The sequence below is a fragment of the Bordetella tumulicola genome (assembly GCF_054779135.1).
Genome location: NZ_BAAGYU010000006.1, coordinates 802,596 through 821,380 on the forward strand (window position 1 = coordinate 802,596; position 18,785 = coordinate 821,380).

General features: G+C 56.2%; 18 protein-coding genes. 15 read left to right on the plus strand and 3 right to left on the minus strand.

What is annotated here, in order from left to right; translation table 11 throughout:
• Nucleotides 1–367: 367 nt before the first annotated feature.
• The 6 genes from ACYVDM_RS07690 to ACYVDM_RS07715 all read left to right on the plus strand — a co-directional run bounded on the left by ACYVDM_RS07690 (nt 368) and on the right by ACYVDM_RS07715 (nt 6,291).
• On the plus strand, nt 368–1,483 hold the full coding sequence (locus ACYVDM_RS07690; protein ID WP_415792104.1) for an ABC transporter substrate-binding protein: 1,116 nt from the start codon (nt 368–370) through the stop codon (nt 1,481–1,483).
• Between the two features lie 122 nt (nt 1,484–1,605).
• Nucleotides 1,606–2,487, plus strand: a complete 882-nt coding sequence (locus ACYVDM_RS07695) for a branched-chain amino acid ABC transporter permease (RefSeq protein ID WP_415791967.1) — start codon at nt 1,606–1,608, stop codon at nt 2,485–2,487.
• Nucleotides 2,484–3,431: a branched-chain amino acid ABC transporter permease gene (locus tag ACYVDM_RS07700; protein ID WP_415791968.1), complete on the plus strand. Its 948-nt coding sequence runs from the start codon at nt 2,484–2,486 to the stop codon at nt 3,429–3,431. Before ACYVDM_RS07695 ends, ACYVDM_RS07700 begins: the two co-directional genes overlap by 4 nt.
• On the plus strand, nt 3,415–4,131 hold the full coding sequence (locus ACYVDM_RS07705; RefSeq protein ID WP_415791969.1) for an ABC transporter ATP-binding protein: 717 nt from the start codon (nt 3,415–3,417) through the stop codon (nt 4,129–4,131). Before ACYVDM_RS07700 ends, ACYVDM_RS07705 begins: the two co-directional genes overlap by 17 nt.
• Before the next feature lie 5 nt (nt 4,132–4,136).
• Nucleotides 4,137–4,862: an ABC transporter ATP-binding protein gene (locus ACYVDM_RS07710; RefSeq protein WP_415792105.1), complete on the plus strand. Its 726-nt coding sequence runs from the start codon at nt 4,137–4,139 to the stop codon at nt 4,860–4,862.
• 43 nt (nt 4,863–4,905) lie between these two features.
• On the plus strand, nt 4,906–6,291 hold the full coding sequence (locus tag ACYVDM_RS07715; protein WP_415791970.1) for an amidase: 1,386 nt from the start codon (nt 4,906–4,908) through the stop codon (nt 6,289–6,291).
• 45 nt (nt 6,292–6,336) lie between these two features.
• Here ACYVDM_RS07715 and ACYVDM_RS07720 read toward each other — a convergent pair whose 3' ends face one another.
• Entirely contained in the window at nt 6,337–7,089 is a 753-nt protein-coding gene (locus ACYVDM_RS07720) for a GntR family transcriptional regulator (RefSeq protein ID WP_415791971.1), read from the minus strand.
• 189 nt (nt 7,090–7,278) lie between these two features.
• On the opposite strand from ACYVDM_RS07720, the gene ACYVDM_RS07725 reads away from it, so the two are divergent.
• Nucleotides 7,279–8,259, plus strand: coding sequence for a Bug family tripartite tricarboxylate transporter substrate binding protein (locus tag ACYVDM_RS07725; RefSeq protein WP_415791972.1), 981 nt, complete (start codon nt 7,279–7,281; stop codon nt 8,257–8,259).
• Nucleotides 8,260–8,272: 13 nt separating this feature from the next.
• Nucleotides 8,273–9,778, plus strand: coding sequence for a fumarate hydratase (locus ACYVDM_RS07730; protein WP_415791973.1), 1,506 nt, complete (start codon nt 8,273–8,275; stop codon nt 9,776–9,778).
• Nucleotides 9,779–9,842: 64 nt separating this feature from the next.
• Here the strand turns inward: ACYVDM_RS07730 and ACYVDM_RS07735 are convergent, their stop codons facing one another.
• A complete protein-coding gene (locus ACYVDM_RS07735) occupies nt 9,843–10,781 on the minus strand; it encodes a LysR family transcriptional regulator (protein WP_415791974.1) in 939 nt (312 codons plus the stop codon).
• 117 nt (nt 10,782–10,898) lie between these two features.
• Between ACYVDM_RS07735 and ACYVDM_RS07740 the strand changes: the two genes are divergently transcribed.
• Genes ACYVDM_RS07740 through ACYVDM_RS07750 form a run of 3 tightly spaced genes read left to right on the plus strand, consistent with a single transcriptional unit; the run spans nt 10,899 to nt 13,557 of the window.
• Nucleotides 10,899–11,837, plus strand: coding sequence for a dihydrodipicolinate synthase family protein (locus ACYVDM_RS07740; protein WP_415791975.1), 939 nt, complete (start codon nt 10,899–10,901; stop codon nt 11,835–11,837).
• 39 nt (nt 11,838–11,876) lie between these two features.
• Nucleotides 11,877–12,845, plus strand: coding sequence for a Bug family tripartite tricarboxylate transporter substrate binding protein (locus ACYVDM_RS07745; RefSeq protein WP_415791976.1), 969 nt, complete (start codon nt 11,877–11,879; stop codon nt 12,843–12,845).
• 7 nt (nt 12,846–12,852) lie between these two features.
• Nucleotides 12,853–13,557 carry an SDR family NAD(P)-dependent oxidoreductase gene (locus tag ACYVDM_RS07750; RefSeq protein ID WP_415792106.1) on the plus strand — a complete coding sequence of 235 codons (705 nt, stop codon included), beginning with the start codon at nt 12,853–12,855 and terminating at the stop codon, nt 13,555–13,557.
• A 93-nt stretch (nt 13,558–13,650) separates the two neighbouring features.
• Here ACYVDM_RS07750 and ACYVDM_RS07755 read toward each other — a convergent pair whose 3' ends face one another.
• The gene (locus ACYVDM_RS07755) at nt 13,651–14,340 is read right to left on the minus strand and encodes a GntR family transcriptional regulator (protein ID WP_415792107.1); all 690 of its coding nucleotides are present in this window, start codon (nt 14,338–14,340) and stop codon (nt 13,651–13,653) included.
• Nucleotides 14,341–14,465: 125 nt separating this feature from the next.
• Here ACYVDM_RS07755 and ACYVDM_RS07760 point away from each other — a divergent pair, with 125 nt between their 5' ends.
• The 4 genes from ACYVDM_RS07760 (at nt 14,466) to ACYVDM_RS07775 (ending at nt 18,776) form a co-directional block, all read left to right on the plus strand.
• Nucleotides 14,466–15,212, plus strand: a complete 747-nt coding sequence (locus ACYVDM_RS07760) for an SDR family NAD(P)-dependent oxidoreductase (RefSeq protein WP_415791977.1) — start codon at nt 14,466–14,468, stop codon at nt 15,210–15,212.
• 10 nt (nt 15,213–15,222) lie between these two features.
• Nucleotides 15,223–16,416 carry an acyl-CoA dehydrogenase family protein gene (locus ACYVDM_RS07765; protein WP_415791978.1) on the plus strand — a complete coding sequence of 398 codons (1,194 nt, stop codon included), beginning with the start codon at nt 15,223–15,225 and terminating at the stop codon, nt 16,414–16,416.
• Complete coding sequence (locus tag ACYVDM_RS07770) at nt 16,409–17,482, plus strand: phosphotransferase family protein (RefSeq protein WP_415791979.1); 1,074 nt, start codon at nt 16,409–16,411, stop codon at nt 17,480–17,482. Before ACYVDM_RS07765 ends, ACYVDM_RS07770 begins: the two co-directional genes overlap by 8 nt.
• A gap of 319 nt (nt 17,483–17,801) precedes the next feature.
• The gene (locus ACYVDM_RS07775; RefSeq protein WP_415791980.1) at nt 17,802–18,776 is read left to right on the plus strand and encodes a Bug family tripartite tricarboxylate transporter substrate binding protein; all 975 of its coding nucleotides are present in this window, start codon (nt 17,802–17,804) and stop codon (nt 18,774–18,776) included.
• Nucleotides 18,777–18,785: the final 9 nt, after the last annotated feature.

Below are 18,785 nucleotides of genomic sequence, written 5' to 3' on the forward strand. Positions count from 1 at the left end.
AGGCAAGCGATCGCTACCAGCACGTTGGTCGACCGAGATACCGGGGACGTTGGCAAGCCCGTACAGGCCGCCAACTCAATATTTGACAGGCAGGGTTCACGGGCCGAAAATCAGCTGGGGATTTCCAGCCCACGAAGCGGATAAAACCAAGCCATAACACCTGGGGAATATGGTCTCTTGAACTCTCACGCCATTAGACCACCCATAGAGCGAGAGGGGAGAAAGGCCAGAAAAAATTTAATCGCCATTCATCGTAGGCGTGTATAGGCATTTACATTTTTATTAAAAATAAGGGGTAACAATGCAAACTCAAACCAAATTTTTGAGACTGGGTCTGTTCGCGGTGTTGTGCGCGTCGGCATTTTCTATGCCGGCCGTTGCACAAGTGAAGATCGGGGTCATCAACAGCCTGTCGGGCAACTTCGCAGCATTCGGAGAGCGATACAACACGGGCATACAAGTTGCGTTGGAAGAGGTCAATGCGAATGGCGGCATTAACGGCGAAAAGCTGGAATTGATTTCTCAGGATGACCGCTCTGATGCGCAAAGTGCATTAGCTGCCGTTGAGTCCCTAAACAAGCAGCAGGTACCATTGATTATCGGCTCGTATGCCTCGGGTATTACGGGCCCGATGTCCAAAGTTGCGACCCGTCAAAAAATCCCGTTGATTGTGTTGGGCAGCGCCGATGACTCGATTACCAAGCCGGGCTCCAAGTGGGTGTTTCGTGCCAAGCACAACTCCACGATTGTGGCGAATGTCTACTTCGATTATTTCGATAATCTTCAAAAAACCCATGGTGATTTGAAGAAGATTGCCATCATGTACGGCAACGGCGCGTGGCCAACCTCGATGAGCGAAGAAGGGGTGCGCCAAGCGGAAAAACGAGGCTATGAAATCGTCGGCAAGCAAGCCTATGACCAAGGCACCACGGATTTCCGTCCGATCCTGAACAAATTCCGCTCGGCCAACCCGGACATTTTGCTAACCAGTTCGTATGCGGATGACGGCATCGCGATTGCGCGGCAAATCAAAGAAGTCGGTCTGAACACGAAAGTCGTGGCCATTGACACTGCCTCCTCGATGATCAGTTTCATTGAGCAGGTTGGCGACCCATCGGAAAATATCGTGTCGGCGGTGAGCTGGAGCCCGGACGTTAAATACGCAGGGACGCCCGAGCTTTATGAGCGCTTGAAAGCGAAGGCAAAAGAGGAGCCCTCTTTCTACGAGGCGGAAGGTTATCTGGCCCTGACCGTCGCGGCAGATGCATTACGCCGCGCCAAGTCGACTGATCGCGAAAAAGTACGCGAGGCGCTTGCCAGCACGAATCTGAAAACCCCGGTGACCGACGTCGTTTTTAAGGATTACGACGGCTTCTCCGGACAGAACCCGATTAAAAGCGTCATTATCCAGATTCAGGATGGCAAGCACGTGACCGTATTCCCGGAGAATCTGGCATCGCAAAAAGCCAAACTCTCGAACTGACTGCTAATCAATAAATATAAAGACCCACATGCCGATCTATATCGGCATGTGGTGCAGTCTGAATACGCGCTATCGACTTCAAAAATTCGGCCGATGTCCAAGTCAGCAAAAGGTCATTCACGATGGATTATGTTTCATTTCTTCAGAACCTTTCAAACGGGGTTCTGATTGGCGCGGTTTACGCCCTGATTGGCGTGGGCCTCACGCTCGTGTTCGGCGTCATGCGAACGATCAATTTTGCTCATGGCGATTTTGTCGTGCTAGGTATGTATTTTGCCGTCGTTCTCAATAGCTTTTTAGGGTGGGATCCGTACCTGACGTTGATATTGGCGATTCCGCTGGGTTTTGTCGTGGGTGCGATGATACAAAAAGTGCTATTGACCCGCGTGATAGATGCCAAGCCCGAAACGATGATGTTGGCCACGCTTGGCATTTCCCTGGTGATTGCCAATCTTCTCTTGCTGACATTTGGTGGAGAACCTCAATCGGTCAAGGTTTCCTATGCGTCCAGCACGATGTCGGTGGGCGAAATCAGAATTTCCGTTGTCCTGCTATTTGCCGGGTTGGCAACGCTGGTTGTGATCAGCGCCTTGTACTTCTTGTTGAATAAAACGGAAGTCGGACGGGCTATCAAAGCCACGGCAGAAAATCGTCTGGGTGCGGAGCTGGTGGGTATCAACACCAAAAAAATCCAAGCCATTGTTTTTGGACTGGGAATGGCCCTAGCCGTCACGGCCGGCGTTTCCTTGATCCCCCTGCTCTTTGCCTCACCCGTCACGACGGGTGCACTCTTTACGCTCAAGGCATTTGTCGTCACCGTGCTGGGCGGGCTCGGCAATATCGGCGCAGCTATTATCGGTGGCGTGCTACTGGGTGTCGTTGAAGTCCTGGGCGCGTCGTATCTGGATTCTGCCTACCGTGATGCCTATGGGCTGTTGGTCTTCCTGATCGTGCTGTTGGTCAAGCCCGAAGGTCTCTTTGGTAAAACGGTGAAAAGAGTATGAGTAAGCATATTCTGATTTTGGGTGGCCTGATCGTCGCGGCGGCATGCTACCCCTTGACGTCCTCCGCCTATATTACGGTGGGTATTTCGGTTCTGCTATTCACGGGATGGGCGACATCCTGGAACCTGCTGGGAGGATGGGCCGGGCAGCTCAGCTTGGGCCACGCCAGTTTTGTAGGCCTGGGGGCGTACTTTGTCGCCATTGGTTCCGCACAATTCGGGTTGGCACCGTGGTGGTCCTTACTGCTCGCAATGGCGGTGGCGGCGGTCATGGCGCTGATCTGGGGCAAACTGACCTTTGGACTGCGTGGCCCCTATTTCACGTTGTCGACGATTGCCATTGCAGAGATTCTGCGCCTGATCGCGATTAATGAAGGATGGCTGACAGGTGGTGCGTCCGGAGTATTTATCGATACATTACCCGAACCGTTCGGCATCGATCTATTCGACAAGACCACGCAATACTATCTGGCGTTGATTTACGCGGCCATCACGATTGGCATCACGATCTATATTTCGACACGAAAGTTCGGTTATCAATTAAAGGCAGTCCGAGATAACGAAGAAGCCGCAATGGCGGCGGGCATCAACCCAAGCATCATCAAGCTAAAAGCATTTGTCTTATCGGGCATACTGACGGCGCTTGGAGGAGGAATCTACGGCCTGTTCTTGTCGTTTATCGAACCGCACATCATTTTTAACTTGCTGCTTTCAATCCAGATCGCACTCACTGTCATTATCGGTGGGCGGGGCACCCTCTGGGGGCCCGCCGTCGGTGCGGCATTGCTCGTGATTTCAGGAGAAATATTCAGAACAGCCTTTGCACAAGCCAATATGTTGCTCTATGGAGTGCTGATATTGGTGGTCATTCTCGTATTGCCTCGCGGCATCGTGGGCGAGTATGCGCATAAATTAATCAGGAAGAAATATGCAAACCGTGCTTAAGGCTGAAAATATAAAAGTGCAGTTTGGCGGTCTTATCGCTGTCAATAACGTCTCACTGACGCTGACCAAAGGCCAGGTGCTGGGATTGATCGGGCCAAATGGCGCCGGCAAATCTACGCTGTTTAACGCCATCACGGGGTTCACGCCGATCAGCGCAGGAAAAATTACGTTTCTGGATCAGGATGTGACACGGCTTGCGGCCTATCTGCGCACCCGGCATGGCATGGGGCGTACGTTCCAGACCGAGCGTCCCTATGAGGAGATGACGGTACTGGAAAACGTGCTGGTCGCGGCCTTTTTAAAGAACACGCGACGTAAAGACGCGGAATGTGTGGCGTTGGCTGCGCTGGAAAAGGTCGGCTTGCTGGATAGAGCGAATCAGCTGTCTTCTGATCTGAATTTGGCCAGACTGCGTCGTTTGGAGTTGGCGAAAGCGTTGGCGCTGGAGCCTCAAGTGCTGTTTCTGGACGAAATTATGGCGGGGCTAAACCCGCCTGCTTTGAAGGAAATGATTGAGCTTTTACGCACGCTCACGGCGACCGGTGTGTCGATCGTAATGGTCGAACACATCATGGAAGCCATTATTCAGCTCGCTGACCACGTGATTGTCTTGGCCAGTGGCAATAAGATCGCGGAAGGATCCGCCACTGAAGTGATTAATGACGCGAACGTCATTGAAGCTTACCTCGGCACGGATTGACGACCATGAACAGCACAAATGAAGTCATATTGAAGGTTGAGGATGTCGAGCTTGGATACGGTGCACTGCAGGTCGTCTTCAATGTTTCACTAGAAGTCAAAAAGAACGAACTGGTCGGGCTGGTGGGCGGTAACGGCAGCGGAAAATCCACCATCCTTCGCGCCATCTCGGGCATGATCAAACCCTGGAAGGGTCGGATCCTGTTTAAAGGCGAAGAGATTTCCGGCCTTGAGCCCCATCAGATGGCCGAACGCGGATTGGCGCACGTTCCCATGGGGCGCCAGCTTTTTCCGAATCTGACGGTCAAAGACAATATTCTGCTCGGAGGATATCTCCCTCGCCAGCGCGCGAAGAGAAATTCCAATTTGGAGAAAGTATTTTCGCTTTTTCCGGATGTAGAGAAATTCGCCCACATGGAAGCTGGCTCGTTGTCGGGGGGACAACAACAGATGGTGGCCATTGGTCGCGCACTGATGTTGGACCCGGATTTGTTGATCATGGACGAACCGAGTCTGGGATTGTCACCGCTGTACGTCAAACAAGTCATGCAAACGATACGGCAAGTCGCGGATCTGGGATTTCCGGTGTTATTGGTAGAGCAAAACATTAAGCAGGTGCTGCAATGCAGTGATCGCGCTTACGTACTCGAAAACGGACGGTTGGTGCTGGAAGGGCCGTCTTCGACATTAGAAGGCCACCCATTGATCAGAAAAGCGTACTTGGGCCTATAGGTCGCTATTCATCCTATTTGACTCTTTTTCGGAGAACGCAGTAATGAGTGATTTGCCGTTAGATCCGTTCCAAGAACACGGTCTGGAAGGATTCGCGAAAGACTTTCGCACAGGAAAGGTGACCGCTGAAGCCGTCACAAAGATTTATCTGGAGCGCATTCAGCAACTGGATCCGAAACTGGGCGCCTATGAGTCGGTCGCCGCCGACAGCGCAATCGCCACGGCAAAAGCCATGGACCTCTTGATCAAAGCCGGCACGGATCTAGGGCCGTTGATGGGTGTGCCCATCGCGATCAAAGATGTGTTTGTGATTTCGCAGATGCCGCGACCCAAGGTGGGCTCCAATATCGATTTGCAAGGCATTCTTGGCCCCGAGGAAGCGACCTTCATCCAAGCCCTCAGACAGGCAGGTTGCGTATTCTTGGGGCAAACCAAGGCGGTTGAGTTTTGCCTGGGCATCACCGGCCATTCGACACCGAGAGGTACGCCGTGGAATACATCGGATCGGGACAACCACCGCGCGCCAGGCGGCTCCAGTTCGGGATCCGGGGTCGCCATGGGTGCCGGGCTGTGCGCCTTTGCCATTGGCTCGGATTCCGGCGGCTCCGTTCGCGTCCCGGCGGCATTTAACGGGGTATTTGGCATTAAAACCACGGCGGGTTTGTGGCCCGTCGACGGCGCGTTTCCGCTAGACCCCCGCGTCGATTCCATCGGCTTGATTACAAGATCGGCCAAGGATGCGCTGCTGGCATTTAATACGATCTCGTCCGTGCTTTTCGGATACCAATACGACAGCCGTCCAACGGGCGTCCGACTAAGCCGCCTGTGTCTCGGCGTGCCGGAAAATCATTTCAGTGACGGCATTAACCAGGACATCAGCGACGCGTTTCAACAGGCCAATCAGCGCCTGAAGGAAAACGGATGTTCGCTGGAAAATATCATGGTTCCCGAGGCACCCGAACGAGCCGGATATTTTCCCGTGTCCATGCCGGCATCATTGTTGTCGGTATTGGGCAAAGAAAACTTCCTCGCCCAAAAATCGTTGATGGACCCCGTGATTGCGAAACGGATCGAAGCGGGCCTGGAATCGAAAGCCTATGAGTTCCTGGCCCTGGAGGACAAACGAACCCAGAGCAGAAAAACTGTCGCGGAAAGATTTGCGGGGTATGACGCCTGGGTGAGCCCAACGACGGCGGATTTCCCCCCTCTGTTGACAGAACTGTCTGACCCAGAAAAAAGCATGAGCCTGGCCTTGGGTATGACGCAAAACACGCAGCCTGCGAATTACCTGGGCCTGTGCGCGGTCTCATTGCCGTTACCGGTACGAGGCCTGCCTATCGGCTATCAATTGATGGGGGCTCCTAACAGCGATCGACGATTGTTAGAGATCGCCGTTGAAATCGAAAACGCTTTTGCTAAGCAAAAGTGATTGAGAGTCACGACGAACGCTAACCTGCAATAGGCCCATACGCCCTCACTGCTCCCTGATCAAGGTCGTGGAAAACTCATAGCGTCCTGCTGGATGATAAGAGCACGATGCTTCGACCAATGTCCCGGCCTGATCCTTGTACTGTCGACGAATCAGCAAGCCCGGTGAATCCACCGGGACCGCTAGCTCTCGCGCCACGGCAGAGGGAATCGCACACGCGGAAATCGTTTGTTCAACGGAAGCAATGCGACGACCGTAGTGCTCTTCGATCAGCTGCGATACCAATTGATCCGGGTGCTCGCGCGCCAATTTACGCACGCCTTTGTAATGGACATCGACATAAAGATCCGTCCATGCCACGGGAGGCTGTCCATCGACCCCACGCGTCGAGGAAAACTTCAACCACCGCGTCCCCGGCCCGACACCTAAATACGTCGCCAATGCCACGTCCACCACGACTTCCTGGACTTGCTTAATCGTGCGTGGACTACGCACCGCCAATTGCACCAAGTCCTCTAACGAACTCAAAGACTGACTGAAACCCGCCTTGGGCTTGGCGGCAATAATCACCGTCCCGATGCCACGGCGACGTGCGATCAATCCCAGATCCTGTAACTGGCGCAAGGCGGCGCGCACTGTGTGGCGGCTGGCATCGAACTGTTCGGTCAGCGTGTGCTCGGCGGGCAACAAAGAGCCTACCGGATACACGCCACTTGCGATCAACCCGGCCAGCTCTTCCGAGATGCGTGTGTACAGCGTAATGGACATGGTATGAGGGAAATAGATGACAGTCTCCATTCTATCTGCTGCCCTGCCCTGACAGAGTCCAAGGGTAATTCCCAATATTGACGCGATAATATTGATTCGCTTAAATGTACGTACATTTTTATATGAGCGTACATTATTATGTCAGTATTCATTCTCGAATCACATGTACGCGTACCCATCTACCCGGAAACACGGCCCACCATAGAACGGAGACAACTCATGAAAAATTGGATTGCAGCACTCACTGCCGCGGGAGCGCTCGCGTTGCCTATGGCCTCTCAGGCGCAAGATAATTACCCTAACCGGGCGATTACCTGGATCGTTCCTTTCGCTGCAGGCGGCCCGACCGATGCCATGGCCCGTAACGTTGCCAATCGCGTATCCCAAGAATTGGGACAAACCATCCTCGTTGAAAACGTGGGTGGAGCCGGGGGCACCATCGGGGCAACCAAAGCCGCCAAAGCCGCCCCAGATGGCTACACATTTTTGGTGGGACACATTGGTTATATGGCGGCGGCCCCTTCGTTATATGCACGGCTACCTTATGATCCTGTCCAGGATTTTCAAGCGGTATTCCGCTTCCCCGACACCCCCTTGGTGCTGTTGGTAGGTGAGTCCTCTCCCTATCAATCCGTCTCCGATCTCATCACCTATGGCAAACAGAACCCCGGCAAATTGAACTTCAGTAACGCCGGCGTTGGATCCACCTCACATCTGGTAGCAGCCATGTTCGCCAGCGAAGCGGGTATCGAGGTCACACCCATTGCCTACAAAGGCGCCGGCCCCGCCTTGAATGACCTGATGGGCAATCAGGTTGATGCTATGTTCGACCAGACCAATACCGCCCTCCCTCAAACCAAGGGAGGTAAGGTGCGAGCGCTGGGTCTGACCTCACCAGATCGTATGACGCAATTTCCGGATGTTCCCACTATCGGAGAAAAAGCCATACCGGATTTCGAGGTCGCCACCTGGTATGGACTGTACGCGCCGAAAGGCACACCTGACCAAGTGGTACAGACGCTATATCGAGCATGGCAAAAAGCACTAGCCGATCGGAACTTCACCAGCACGATGAGTGAACAGGGCATCAAACTGCTGCCCGCTGAACAGTATGCACCGTCCGCCTTCCAACAGTTCACGGCAGATGAAGGAAAACGCTGGGCAAGTGTTGTCAAGCAGGCGGGAATCAAATTGCAATGAGAGGAGAAACGTCATGCGCAATGTGTTAGCCATCGATATCGAAACCAGCATCGCCGACGCATTGCAAGCGATCAGTCACACTCATCCTGCGGATTTCGTGCAAGCGCTAAAGGCGGCGCATGCAACCGAGAGCGGCGTTGCGGCGCGCCATGCGCTACTGCAGTTGCTGATCAACAGCAAGCTCAGTGCGCAGGCGCGCCGGCCAGTCTGTCAGGACACTGGCGTTGTGCACATATACGCGCGGATGGGGATGGACGTGCGCATCCGTCACGGCGACGCCGAGGCCACGCCAAGCCTGCAAACCCTAGCCAACCGCGCAGTCGCTCGCGCCTATGGCTGCACGAACAATCCATTGCGGGCGTCTATGATTCAGGATCCGCTAGGCACGCGTCGAAATACCCAAGACAACACGCCCGCGATGGTGCAGGTAGAACTGGTCGAAGGTGAAGAACTGGCGTTCATCGTCGTAGCCAAGGGCGGCGGCGGCGACGTCAAAACGCGCTACGCCATGCTCAATCCCAGCGATTCCGTTGCTGACTGGGTTGTGTCCCAGCTGCCCGGCATGGGCGCAGGCTGGTGTCCACCGGGCGTACTTGGCCTAGGTATCGGTGGCACGCCCGAACAAGCCATGTCGATGGCCAAACGCGCCCTGTTCAGTCCCATTGACATGCACGCGTTGCTCAAACGTGGGGGACACATCGCAGAGGAGCAGTTAAGAATAGATGTCTATCAACGCGTCAATGCCCTGGGTATCGGTGCCCAGGGTTTAGGCGGCGACACCACCGTACTGGATGTCAAAGTCGCGACCGCTGCTTCGCATGCGGCGCTACTGCCCGTAGCGCTAGTGCCTAACTGTGCCGCCACCCGTTTTATTTCCTTTGAGATGCCCGATAACGGGCCTGCCCGCCTTCCTCCACCAGACCCCGGCACGTGGGAGGGCATCCCCGATACGCTGCCAGCCCAGGAAGGTAAGCGGATCGATCTGAACACCCTGACACCGACGGACGTTGCAACCTGGAGGGCGGGCGAAACGCTGTTGCTATCGGGCAAACTCCTAACGGGGCGCGATGCGGCACATAAGCGTATGGCGGATTTGCTCACACAAGGGCAACCCTTGCCAGTATCCCTGAGAGATCGAGCGCTCTATTACGTCGGCCCGGTGGATCCGGTACACGGAGAAGCCGTTGGCCCCGCGGGTCCCACGACCGCCACCCGAATGGACAAATTCATGCCTCAGCTCCTTGCCACGACGGGATTATTGGTCACCATCGGCAAGGCAGAACGCGGTTCCATCGCCATTGACGCGATCAAAGCCCATGGCGCCGCCTACCTGAGCGCGGTGGGGGGAGCCGCTTATCTAGTAGCTCAAGCCATCAAGGCAGCACGTGTCGTGGCTTTCGAGGACCTGGGCATGGAAGCCATCTACGAATTTGATGTACGCGACATGCCCGTTACCGTAGCAATAGATGCGCAGGGAAACAGAGTTCACAAGGTCTTTCCGCTGAAAGCGGCCGTGTAATCTGAGCGTATAGATGTACGAACCGCAGCGTGTGCTCACGCCACATCACAGGGATTGATTGACTTCAAATTCCACTGCTAGCAAGCAACCACAGCTTTTCCGCCGAGGGCGCCATCTCGAATGGCTGCCGATACAAACGGATGTCGATGATCACATGCCTCGATGTGTCTGCGGCCGCGACCAGTTCACCCCGCTCCAACTCACTACGAATCAAGCTCTCAGGCAGCCAAGCCACTCCTCGCCCAGCCAGTGCCATGGACTTGAGCAACAATGCGTGATGCGCCGTGAAAACAATCCATGCACCAGGATACGCTACCGTATCCGGCATTTCTCCGAACCACTGACGCATCTCGGCACGTAATATTCGTCCCAACCCTGCACCCTCGCTATACGCCAGCAAAGGAGGCATGCCCTTGGAATCTAGCGTGTACCGGGGCTGACCCAGCCCATCTTGCGCGGACACCGGCACCAGGACATCTTGTCCCAATACCAACTTGGGATAATTCGCTTCGTCCAGACGGTTAGTAAGCTTGGCATGTCCGTGACAGAGCATGAACTGCGCGCGGCGCTGCAACATAAAGTCCTCGCAGGTCTGCGCACTATCAGACATCGTCTGAATAGACCCCAGGTGCAATTGCCCCTCGAGGCGACCCAGCCAAGCTGGAAAAAACGTCAGGGATAACACGTGCGTCGCAGCAAAGCGCAGGCTGGCGGCCGCCACGTCATGGGCAAGCTGAGCCTTGATCCGGGCGGCTTGCAGACTGGCCAGAATATCCTCCAGCAACGGATGAAATCGCTTGCCTGCCGCAGTCAGTGCAGCGGGATGCGCACTACGGTCAAAAAGATCGACACCTACCCATTCCTCAAGGGCACGAATATGCCGACTAAACGCCGGCTGTGCAATGTGACGAGCCTCTGCCGCTCGTGAGAAATTACCGCACTCGGCCAGGGCCAGAAAATCTTCCAGCCATTCGAGATCAAGAGGTCGATTTCCGGGACCCATCTTTTGTGGTGAATAGTTCTATGCGATTCGAGTATTGGACGGACAGGAGGTGGGTGAGGAACGATAGAGGTGTCCGAAAAACGTTACGACACTCACTATCGACACTAGGAAACGACCATGCCGTCCATCAATAATTATCGGGGAATCATACCTGCTATTTCCTGCCCATTTACACCAGATCACCGTATCGACGAGCCCGCCCTGCGCAAACTCGCTGCATGGTTGGCCAGTCACCAGGGAGTGGTGGCCGTCATGACCAATGGTCACACAGGCGAAGTGTTCGCCCTGACGCCCCACGAGCGAGCCGAAGTCACACGCGTCGTCGCCGATGAACTCAAGGGCAAAATCCCCGTCATCTCGTCGATTGTGTGCGAGGGGCTCTCCGACGCCGCCGATCATGCCCGTGCCGCCCGCGAGGCAGGAGCGAAAGCCCTGGATGTGATGCCGCCACACCATTGGCTGCGTTTTGGTTTCACCACCGTTCATGCATTGGAATATTTCGAGGCCATTCACCATGCCGCGCCGGACCTTGATCTGGTGTGCCACGTCTATCCAGCATGGACGCGCGCCTCATACTCGTCACAACTGCTGGCCGATCTCGCCCGATTGCCCTATGTACAGGCCTTTAAGGTGGGCCAGCGCGACATGAACAAATATGCACGCGATATTCAGGCCATTCGCGAGGCGAACGCTCACAAAGCCATACTGACCTGCCACGACGAGTATCTGCTCGCCTCGATGGTGCAAGGCGTAGATGGGGCATTAGTGGGTTTTGCGACGTTTATCCCGCAACTAATCATCGACCTATGGGATGCGGTGAAAACCGGTGACCTCAAGAAAGCGATTGAGATTCAAGCCATCATTACGCCCTTGAAAGACGCCGTATATGGCGGTGGCGAGCCCACCGGCGAAGCCCATGCTCGGATGAAGAGCGGAATGTATTTGGCGGGTGTCATCAACGACGCCACGGTACGCCCACCAACCCAAGCCCCTTCTGAACAAGAACTGGAGGCCCTCAGAGCCGCCGTCAAACAAGCTGGACTACTCACACGCTGATCGCCTGACAGCCAGCACATAACAAGGAGGAAGACAACGATGAAAATCAAAACCCTAATCGGCACATGCCTGACCACCATCGCGCTCGTGGTATCCATCAACGCGCTCGCCGCGGAATATCCCACCCGGCCGATTCGCATGATCATTCCCTTTCCGCCTGGCGGAACGCTGGATATTGTTGGTCGTATGCTCGCGGAAAAACTAGGTACACAGATGGGCCAATCGATTGTTGTCGAAAACCGTCCTGGCGGCAACGGCATTATCGGCGGTGACGCAGTCGCCCGCGCCGAACCCGACGGCTACACCTTGCTGTTTAGCGCCTCGACGTTTACCACCACCCAAATGACGACGAAGTCCGTCCCCTACAAGGTCGAGAACGACTTCACCCCGATTGCCTTAGTCGCCAAAGCCCCTTTGTCTATCGCGCTCAACAAAGACCTGCCCATTACGGATGTCAAGTCGCTCATTACCTACGCACAGGCCAATCCAGGCAAGATGACCTTCGCCGTAGGGTCAATCGGCTCCGCAGGCCACCTCGCCACCGAGTCGCTGAAACAGGCGGCGGGCAATCTGGAATACCTGACTGTGCCGTACAGGGGTACAGCCCCCGCGTTGAACGACCTGATCGGTGGGCAGATCAACGGCTTTATCGATCCCATCCTGGGCTCGTTGCAGTATCACAAAACGGGGAAGCTGCGTGTCATCGCCGTCACATCCGCCGAGCGCGCCAGCAGTCTGCCCGATGTGCCGACCGTGGGGGAGACGATTCCAGGGTATGAGTTTTACAGCTGGTATGGTTTGTGGGGCCCCGCCAAGTTACCTGCCGACGTCACCGAACGTCTCAATAAAGAGGTCAACATCGCATTAGCTACCGATATGCGAACTAAGCTGACCGAGCAAGGCCTCATGTTTCAACCTGGCTCGGTCGCTGATTTTGCGAACTTCCAGCGCGATGAGATGGCTCAAGCACAAAAGATCGTGACGGAGGCAAACATTCGTGTCCAATAACGCCGCGATGAAGAGCCCCCCATCGCAAAGACATGCCGTCGTGACAGGCGCCAGTGCCGGTATCGGGCGGGCAATCACCGAGTTGCTATTGGAGTCAGGTTGGCGTGTAACGGGCGTGGATCGGGATCCCCCCACGCTCGCGACCGACCACTTCAATGCATTCACTGTCGATCTCAGCATAGGAACAGAGGTCGAACGCATAGCGCAGCAACTCGTTGACGCTGACGCCCTGGTGCACGCAGCCGGCATCTTGCGTGTTGGCCGCATTGGGGAATTGGATCATGTGGCCAGCGACCTGATGTGGCGTTTACATGTCGATGCCGCCAACAGATTGTGTAATACCATCATGCCCGCCATGGCCGCACGCTACCACGGACGCGTCGTGTTCATTGGCAGCCGTGTAGCGCAAGGCATGCCGGGGCGAGGTCAATATGCGGCCACCAAGGCGGCACTGATCGCCATGTCACGCAGTTGGGCTGCAGAATTCGCCGAACACGGAGTCACTGTGAATGTCGTGTCTCCCGCCGCTACCGCGACGGGGATGTTGAATGATCCGGCGCGATCAGAGAGTGCCGCACGGGTGCCGCCGATTGGCCGACTCATCGAACCAGTAGAGGTCGCTCAGTTGATAGGCTATCTGCTTTCCCCTGCCGCCGCGGCGATTACTGGGCAAAATATTGGGATATGCGGAGGGGCGTCATTGCGGTGTTAAATAGACTCTCTGGAGGTTATCCCACGACGAAACGAGAAGTCCCCGCCCCAATCACTCTTGACCACATTGAGCCGGCAAACAACCAGAGCCACTCTAGCCTGGCCCATAAGCGCCATTAATACTCTTGCGCACGTTGTGCACATGAGCGCAAGCGGCCATTTCCGCCTGATCAGGATCGCCATCCAGCACCGCCTGCGCAATGTGCTGATAATCGGCAAGACGCATTTTCTGCAGACTAGGCAGCCGATGCTGAGCATGCACCACCGGCATCAGAATGGTGGGAAACAATCGTTTGAGTTCCAGATTGCCGCCCATGTCCAGCAAGACTCGATAAAAGCGCCGACGTACCCGGGCAAAAGCCACATTATCCTGCGCCTGATCGGCCTGTCTCAATTGCTGCAACGTATCCTGCAACGAGCCCCTCGCCAAGGGCAGATCCAAACCCCGGATCGCCGTGCGCGCCAACAGACCCAACATGCGCTCTGCCACATCCAGCACATCCAGGGTTTCCTGCAGACTCAGCGAGCGTATCGCCGCGCCCTTGTGCCGCGATAGCTCAATCACCCCCTCGGCTGCGAGCCGCTGCAAGGCCTCTCGTACCGAATTGCGACCCACGCCAAAGTGGGCGGCCAAGTCGACTTCCACCAAGCGTTGCCCAGGTACCAGTGTATGGGCCTCCAGCTCACGCAGAATCCCCTGGAAAACCAGGTCGGATGCACTTTTCGATTTCTTTTGCAACGACGGCAGGTCGTTGGGTTCAGTAGGGGTGATCGATTGATTCATAAATAGGGGGCTAGTCACACCAGGAAAATCATCCTACAATTTTATAGAACAATTCTCATTGATGGGAAAAAATATTGAGCCACGTCCCGCTATGCGGGCCAATAGGATCTTAGGAGACGTAAGGTATGACGCCATCACTATCCGTCGCGAACAAGCGAGTGCTCGTCACGGGGGCATCCAGTGGCCTGGGGCAGCACTTTGCCAAGGTACTGGCCGCACAAGGGGCACAGTTGATATTGGCCGCCCGGCGGCTGGACCGATTACAGGCCTTTGCCGACACGCTGGAATGCAGCGTGTCGCCGATTTGCCTGTCATTCGACGTGACCGATGCGGCCAGTCGCGCAGCCCTGGTCAAGCAAATCGACACCCTCGATGTCCTGATCAATAATGCCGGCATCGTGCGAGAAAGCCCTGCGGCCAAACACAGTCAGGACGATTGGGATGCGGTACTGGATACCAATCTCAAGGGCATGTTCTTTCTGGCCCAAGCCCTGTTGCCGGCCCTGCAAACCACAGGGGGCAGCATCATCAACGTCGCCTCTATTCTGGGTCTGCGCCAGGCAGGCGGCATCGTGTCGTACACCGTCTCAAAGGCCGGTGTGATCCAGCTCAGCAAAACACTGGCACTGGAATGGGCGCGCTATGGCGTTCGCGTCAACGCCTTGGCGCCCGGCTACATCGAAACCGAATTCAATAGCGAGTTCTGGCAAACCGACGCGGGCAAAGCACTGATCAAACGCATCCCTCAGCGACGCTTGGGCCAACTCGAGGATCTTGACGGCCCATTGCTGCTCCTGTGTAGCGATGCGTCCCGCTACATGACCGGCTCTGTGCTGGTGGTCGACGGCGGCCATGTCGTCAGTACGCTTTAAGGAGATAGGCATGTACACCCCATACCCCAGTGAACGCAGTCAAGTAATGGGCCAGCGCGTGGAAGCATTTGTGCGCGACATTGTCGTGCCCTACGAGCACGATCCGCGTCGCACGGCCCACGGCCCGAATCAGGAACTGGTAGAAGAACTGCGCGCCAAGGCTCGCGCAGCGGGCGTCATGACACCCCATATCCTGCCCGACGGCAGCCATATGACGCAGCTGGAAACAGCGGCCGTGCTCAAACGCTCGGGCCTGTCGCCGCTGGGGCCTGTAGCGGTCAACACCATGGCGCCGGACGAAGGCAATATGTTCCTGCTCGGTAAAATCGGCACCGCCGCGCAGAAAACCAAATACCTCGACCGACTGGTCAGCGGCCAGGCGCGCTCGGCCTTTTACATGACCGAGCCGGCCGAAGACGGTGGCGCGGGCTCCGACCCGTCGATGCTGCAAACCACTGCCATACAGCAGGGTGATCAATGGGTGATCAATGGCCGAAAAATGTTCATCACCGGTGCCGACGGCGCCGAGGTGGGCATCGTGATGGCGCGCACCAACACGGGCGACAAGATCCAGGCCACGATGTTCCTGGTCGAACTGCCCAACCCCGCCATACGCATCGAACGCATCCTCGATACCATCGATAGCTCAATGCCCGGCGGCCATGCGCGGATCATCATCGACAACCTCACCGTTCCTCAGGAAGACATCCTCGGCGAGGTGCATGAGGGCTTCCGTTACGCGCAGATCCGCCTGTCGCCGGCACGCCTGTCGCACTGCATGCGCTGGTTCGGCGGCGCCGCGCGCGCGCATGAGATTGCCACCGCCTACGCCGTCAAGCGCAAAGCCTTTGGCAAGCCCCTGATCGATCACGAAGGCGTGGGTTTCATGTTGGCCGACAACCTGATCGACTTGCAGCAGGCCGCCTTGATGATTGACTGGTGCGCTGGTGTGCTCGACAGTGGCTCGCAAGCTACCACCGAAAGTTCCATGGCCAAAGTCGCCGTGTCTGACGCCCTATTCCGCGTCGCCGACCGCTGCGTCCAAGTCCTGGGCGGCACGGGCGTGTCGCGCGATACCATCGTCGAACAGATCTTTCGCGAAGTTCGCGCCTTCCGCATTTACGACGGTCCCACCGAAGTCCACAAATGGTCGCTGGCCAAGAAAATGAAGCGCGATGCGATACAAGGAGGCACGCATGGATAAGGGTAAAGAGGCCAGCTTCGCCGGCACGACCGCGGTCCGTCCCGAACACCAAATTGACCAAACCTCACTGGAGGCCTGGATGCAAGCCCATGTCGAGGGATACCAAGGCCCCTTAACGGTCGATCAATTCAAGGGCGGGCAATCCAATCCCACCTACCGCCTGCAAACCCCCGGACGCAATTATGTACTGCGGCGCAAGCCGCCGGGCGTCCTGCTCAAAGGCGCGCACGCCGTAGAGCGCGAAGCACGCGTCATGGCCGCGCTGGGCACTGTAGGCTTTGCCGTGCCGCGCATTTATGGTCTGTGCACCGATGACAGCGTGATCGGCAGCTGGTTCTTTGTGATGGACATGATAGAAGGCCGCGTATTCTGGGACGCCAGCTTTGCCGATGTGCCACAAAACGAGCGTGCCCTATACATGGATGCCATGAATGCCACGCTGGCAACGCTGCACCAAGTGAACTACACGGCCATCGGCCTGAGCGACTACGGCCGACCAGGCGGCTATGTCGCACGTCAAATCAATCGGTGGTCCAAACAGTATCTGGAAGACGAACTCGCCGGCCGTTACCCCGCCATGGATAAACTCGTCGAATGGTTACCCGCACACCTGCCGACGACCGAAGACGTCACCATTACGCATGGTGACTTTCGGGCTGACAACATGATCTTTCACCCGAGCAAACCCAAGGTACTGGCGGTACTGGATTGGGAGCTCTCGACCCTAGGCGATCCGCTCGCGGATTTTGCCTATCACGCCATGATGTTTCGCATGCCGCCAGACATTCTCGGCGGCATTCACGGTGTAGATCTGCGGGCAGCGGGCCTGCCCGATGAGCAGGCTTATGTCAAAGCCTACTGCCAACGCACGGGCCGCACGGGCATCGCCGATCTGGATTTTTACATCGTCTTCAACATGTTCCGATTTGCCGCGATTCTGCATGGAATCAAAGGCCGCGTACTGAGGGGTACCGCAGCGAGTGCCAATGCAGAAGACATGGGCAATCGGTTTTCACGGGTGGCGGATATTGCGTGGGGGCAGGTGGAGGGGCGACACGCCAATTGAACGCACAGTTCATAATCGATGCCGTGTTCGAGGATATCTGCTACACGGCGGTTCGATCCCCAAGGCTGCCCAAAAGAACGGCTTCGCCCAGAAAATAAAATCTCAATAATTGGACTATCAGCATATTCATCGGGTAAAACCCGAAGAATCGGTACGACAACGCATAGATTTCACCCTGAATAGCTCACATTGTGGGCTTTTCCGCATTGCCCACGCTCCCCCAGATTCCTATCATTCACCGGTATCAGATCGCCCCTTCCAAAAGCGACTGAATCCGGCGCAGACCGGCACACCCCTTCCCTAAAACTAGGAGACATCCGTGCCATTCAGGAATCCACTCAAGTATTTGTTCGGTGTAGCCGGACTGACGTTGGCCATGAGCGTTGCGGCCGCCAACACATTCCCATCCGAGCAAATCAAATTGATCGTGCCTTACGCGGCTGGCGCCAGCACTGATGGCCTGGCTCGCCTGGTCGGCCAAGACGTCGCCGAAGCATTGAAGCAACCGGTCGTCGTCGAGAACCACGCGGGCGCCGGCGGCACGATCGCGGCCGACTATGTCAAACGGCAACCCGGCGACGGCTACACCATCATGCTGACCACCGACGGCATACTATCGGTCAACCCTGCCATATACAAAAAGCTCGGCTACGACTCCCTCAAGGATTTCACTCCGTTGTCCGTCGCCGTCTCGGCCCCGCTCGTGCTGGCGGTACGGACCAATTCGCCATTCAAGACGGCGCAGGAGATCATCGATTACGCCAAGAAGAACCCCGAAAAACTAAGCTATGGCTCGGCAGGAGTAGGTAGCTCGCAGCACATGGCGGGCGAACTCATGAAAGCAATGGCGGATGTGGACATCACCCACGTACCCTACCGCGGTGGCGGGCCGGCCATGACAGATCTGCTGGGCGGTCACATCGACCTGATGTTTGTGCAATCCGCTTCGGCAAAGGAACTCGCGGACAAGGGGTCTTTGCGCATCCTGGCCATCGGTAGCCCGGAACGCAACCCGCAACTACCGGACGTGCCCACCTTCTCGGAAATCGGGCTAAAGGGATACGACTCGGACACCTGGTATGGCTTCAACATGCCAGCCAAGGCCGACCCCAAAGTCGTTGCGGTCCTCAACACCGCCATCGTCAACTCACTCAAGAAGCGACGCGAGCAGCTCGAAAAGCTGGGATACGCCGTGGTCGCCAGCTCACCCGAGGATATGCAAAAAAGTGTGCAACAGAACATCGCCAAATGGCGCGACGTCGCCAAGAAGGCGGGCATCTACCAAATGCAATAAGCCTGTCTG

Excerpts from the sequence above, each read along its gene's own strand:
- ACYVDM_RS07700 (WP_415791968.1), top strand. The coding sequence starts at position 2,484 with ATGAGTAAGCATATTCTGATTTTGGGTGGCCTGATCGTCGCGGCGGCA.
- ACYVDM_RS07735 (WP_415791974.1), bottom strand. The coding sequence starts at position 10,781 with ATGGGTCCCGGAAATCGACCTCTTGATCTCGAATGGCTGGAAGATTTT.
- ACYVDM_RS07695 (WP_415791967.1), top strand. The coding sequence starts at position 1,606 with ATGGATTATGTTTCATTTCTTCAGAACCTTTCAAACGGGGTTCTGATT.
- ACYVDM_RS07755 (WP_415792107.1), bottom strand. The coding sequence starts at position 14,340 with ATGAATCAATCGATCACCCCTACTGAACCCAACGACCTGCCGTCGTTG.
- ACYVDM_RS07765 (WP_415791978.1), top strand. The coding sequence starts at position 15,223 with ATGTACACCCCATACCCCAGTGAACGCAGTCAAGTAATGGGCCAGCGC.
- ACYVDM_RS07710 (WP_415792105.1), top strand. The coding sequence starts at position 4,137 with ATGAACAGCACAAATGAAGTCATATTGAAGGTTGAGGATGTCGAGCTT.
- ACYVDM_RS07770 (WP_415791979.1), top strand. The coding sequence starts at position 16,409 with ATGGATAAGGGTAAAGAGGCCAGCTTCGCCGGCACGACCGCGGTCCGT.
- ACYVDM_RS07740 (WP_415791975.1), top strand. The coding sequence starts at position 10,899 with ATGCCGTCCATCAATAATTATCGGGGAATCATACCTGCTATTTCCTGC.
- ACYVDM_RS07750 (WP_415792106.1), top strand. The coding sequence starts at position 12,853 with ATGAAGAGCCCCCCATCGCAAAGACATGCCGTCGTGACAGGCGCCAGT.
- ACYVDM_RS07720 (WP_415791971.1), bottom strand. The coding sequence starts at position 7,089 with ATGGAGACTGTCATCTATTTCCCTCATACCATGTCCATTACGCTGTAC.
- ACYVDM_RS07745 (WP_415791976.1), top strand. The coding sequence starts at position 11,877 with ATGAAAATCAAAACCCTAATCGGCACATGCCTGACCACCATCGCGCTC.
- ACYVDM_RS07705 (WP_415791969.1), top strand. The coding sequence starts at position 3,415 with ATGCAAACCGTGCTTAAGGCTGAAAATATAAAAGTGCAGTTTGGCGGT.
- ACYVDM_RS07715 (WP_415791970.1), top strand. The coding sequence starts at position 4,906 with ATGAGTGATTTGCCGTTAGATCCGTTCCAAGAACACGGTCTGGAAGGA.
- ACYVDM_RS07760 (WP_415791977.1), top strand. The coding sequence starts at position 14,466 with ATGACGCCATCACTATCCGTCGCGAACAAGCGAGTGCTCGTCACGGGG.
- ACYVDM_RS07730 (WP_415791973.1), top strand. The coding sequence starts at position 8,273 with ATGCGCAATGTGTTAGCCATCGATATCGAAACCAGCATCGCCGACGCA.
- ACYVDM_RS07725 (WP_415791972.1), top strand. The coding sequence starts at position 7,279 with ATGAAAAATTGGATTGCAGCACTCACTGCCGCGGGAGCGCTCGCGTTG.
- ACYVDM_RS07690 (WP_415792104.1), top strand. The coding sequence starts at position 368 with ATGCCGGCCGTTGCACAAGTGAAGATCGGGGTCATCAACAGCCTGTCG.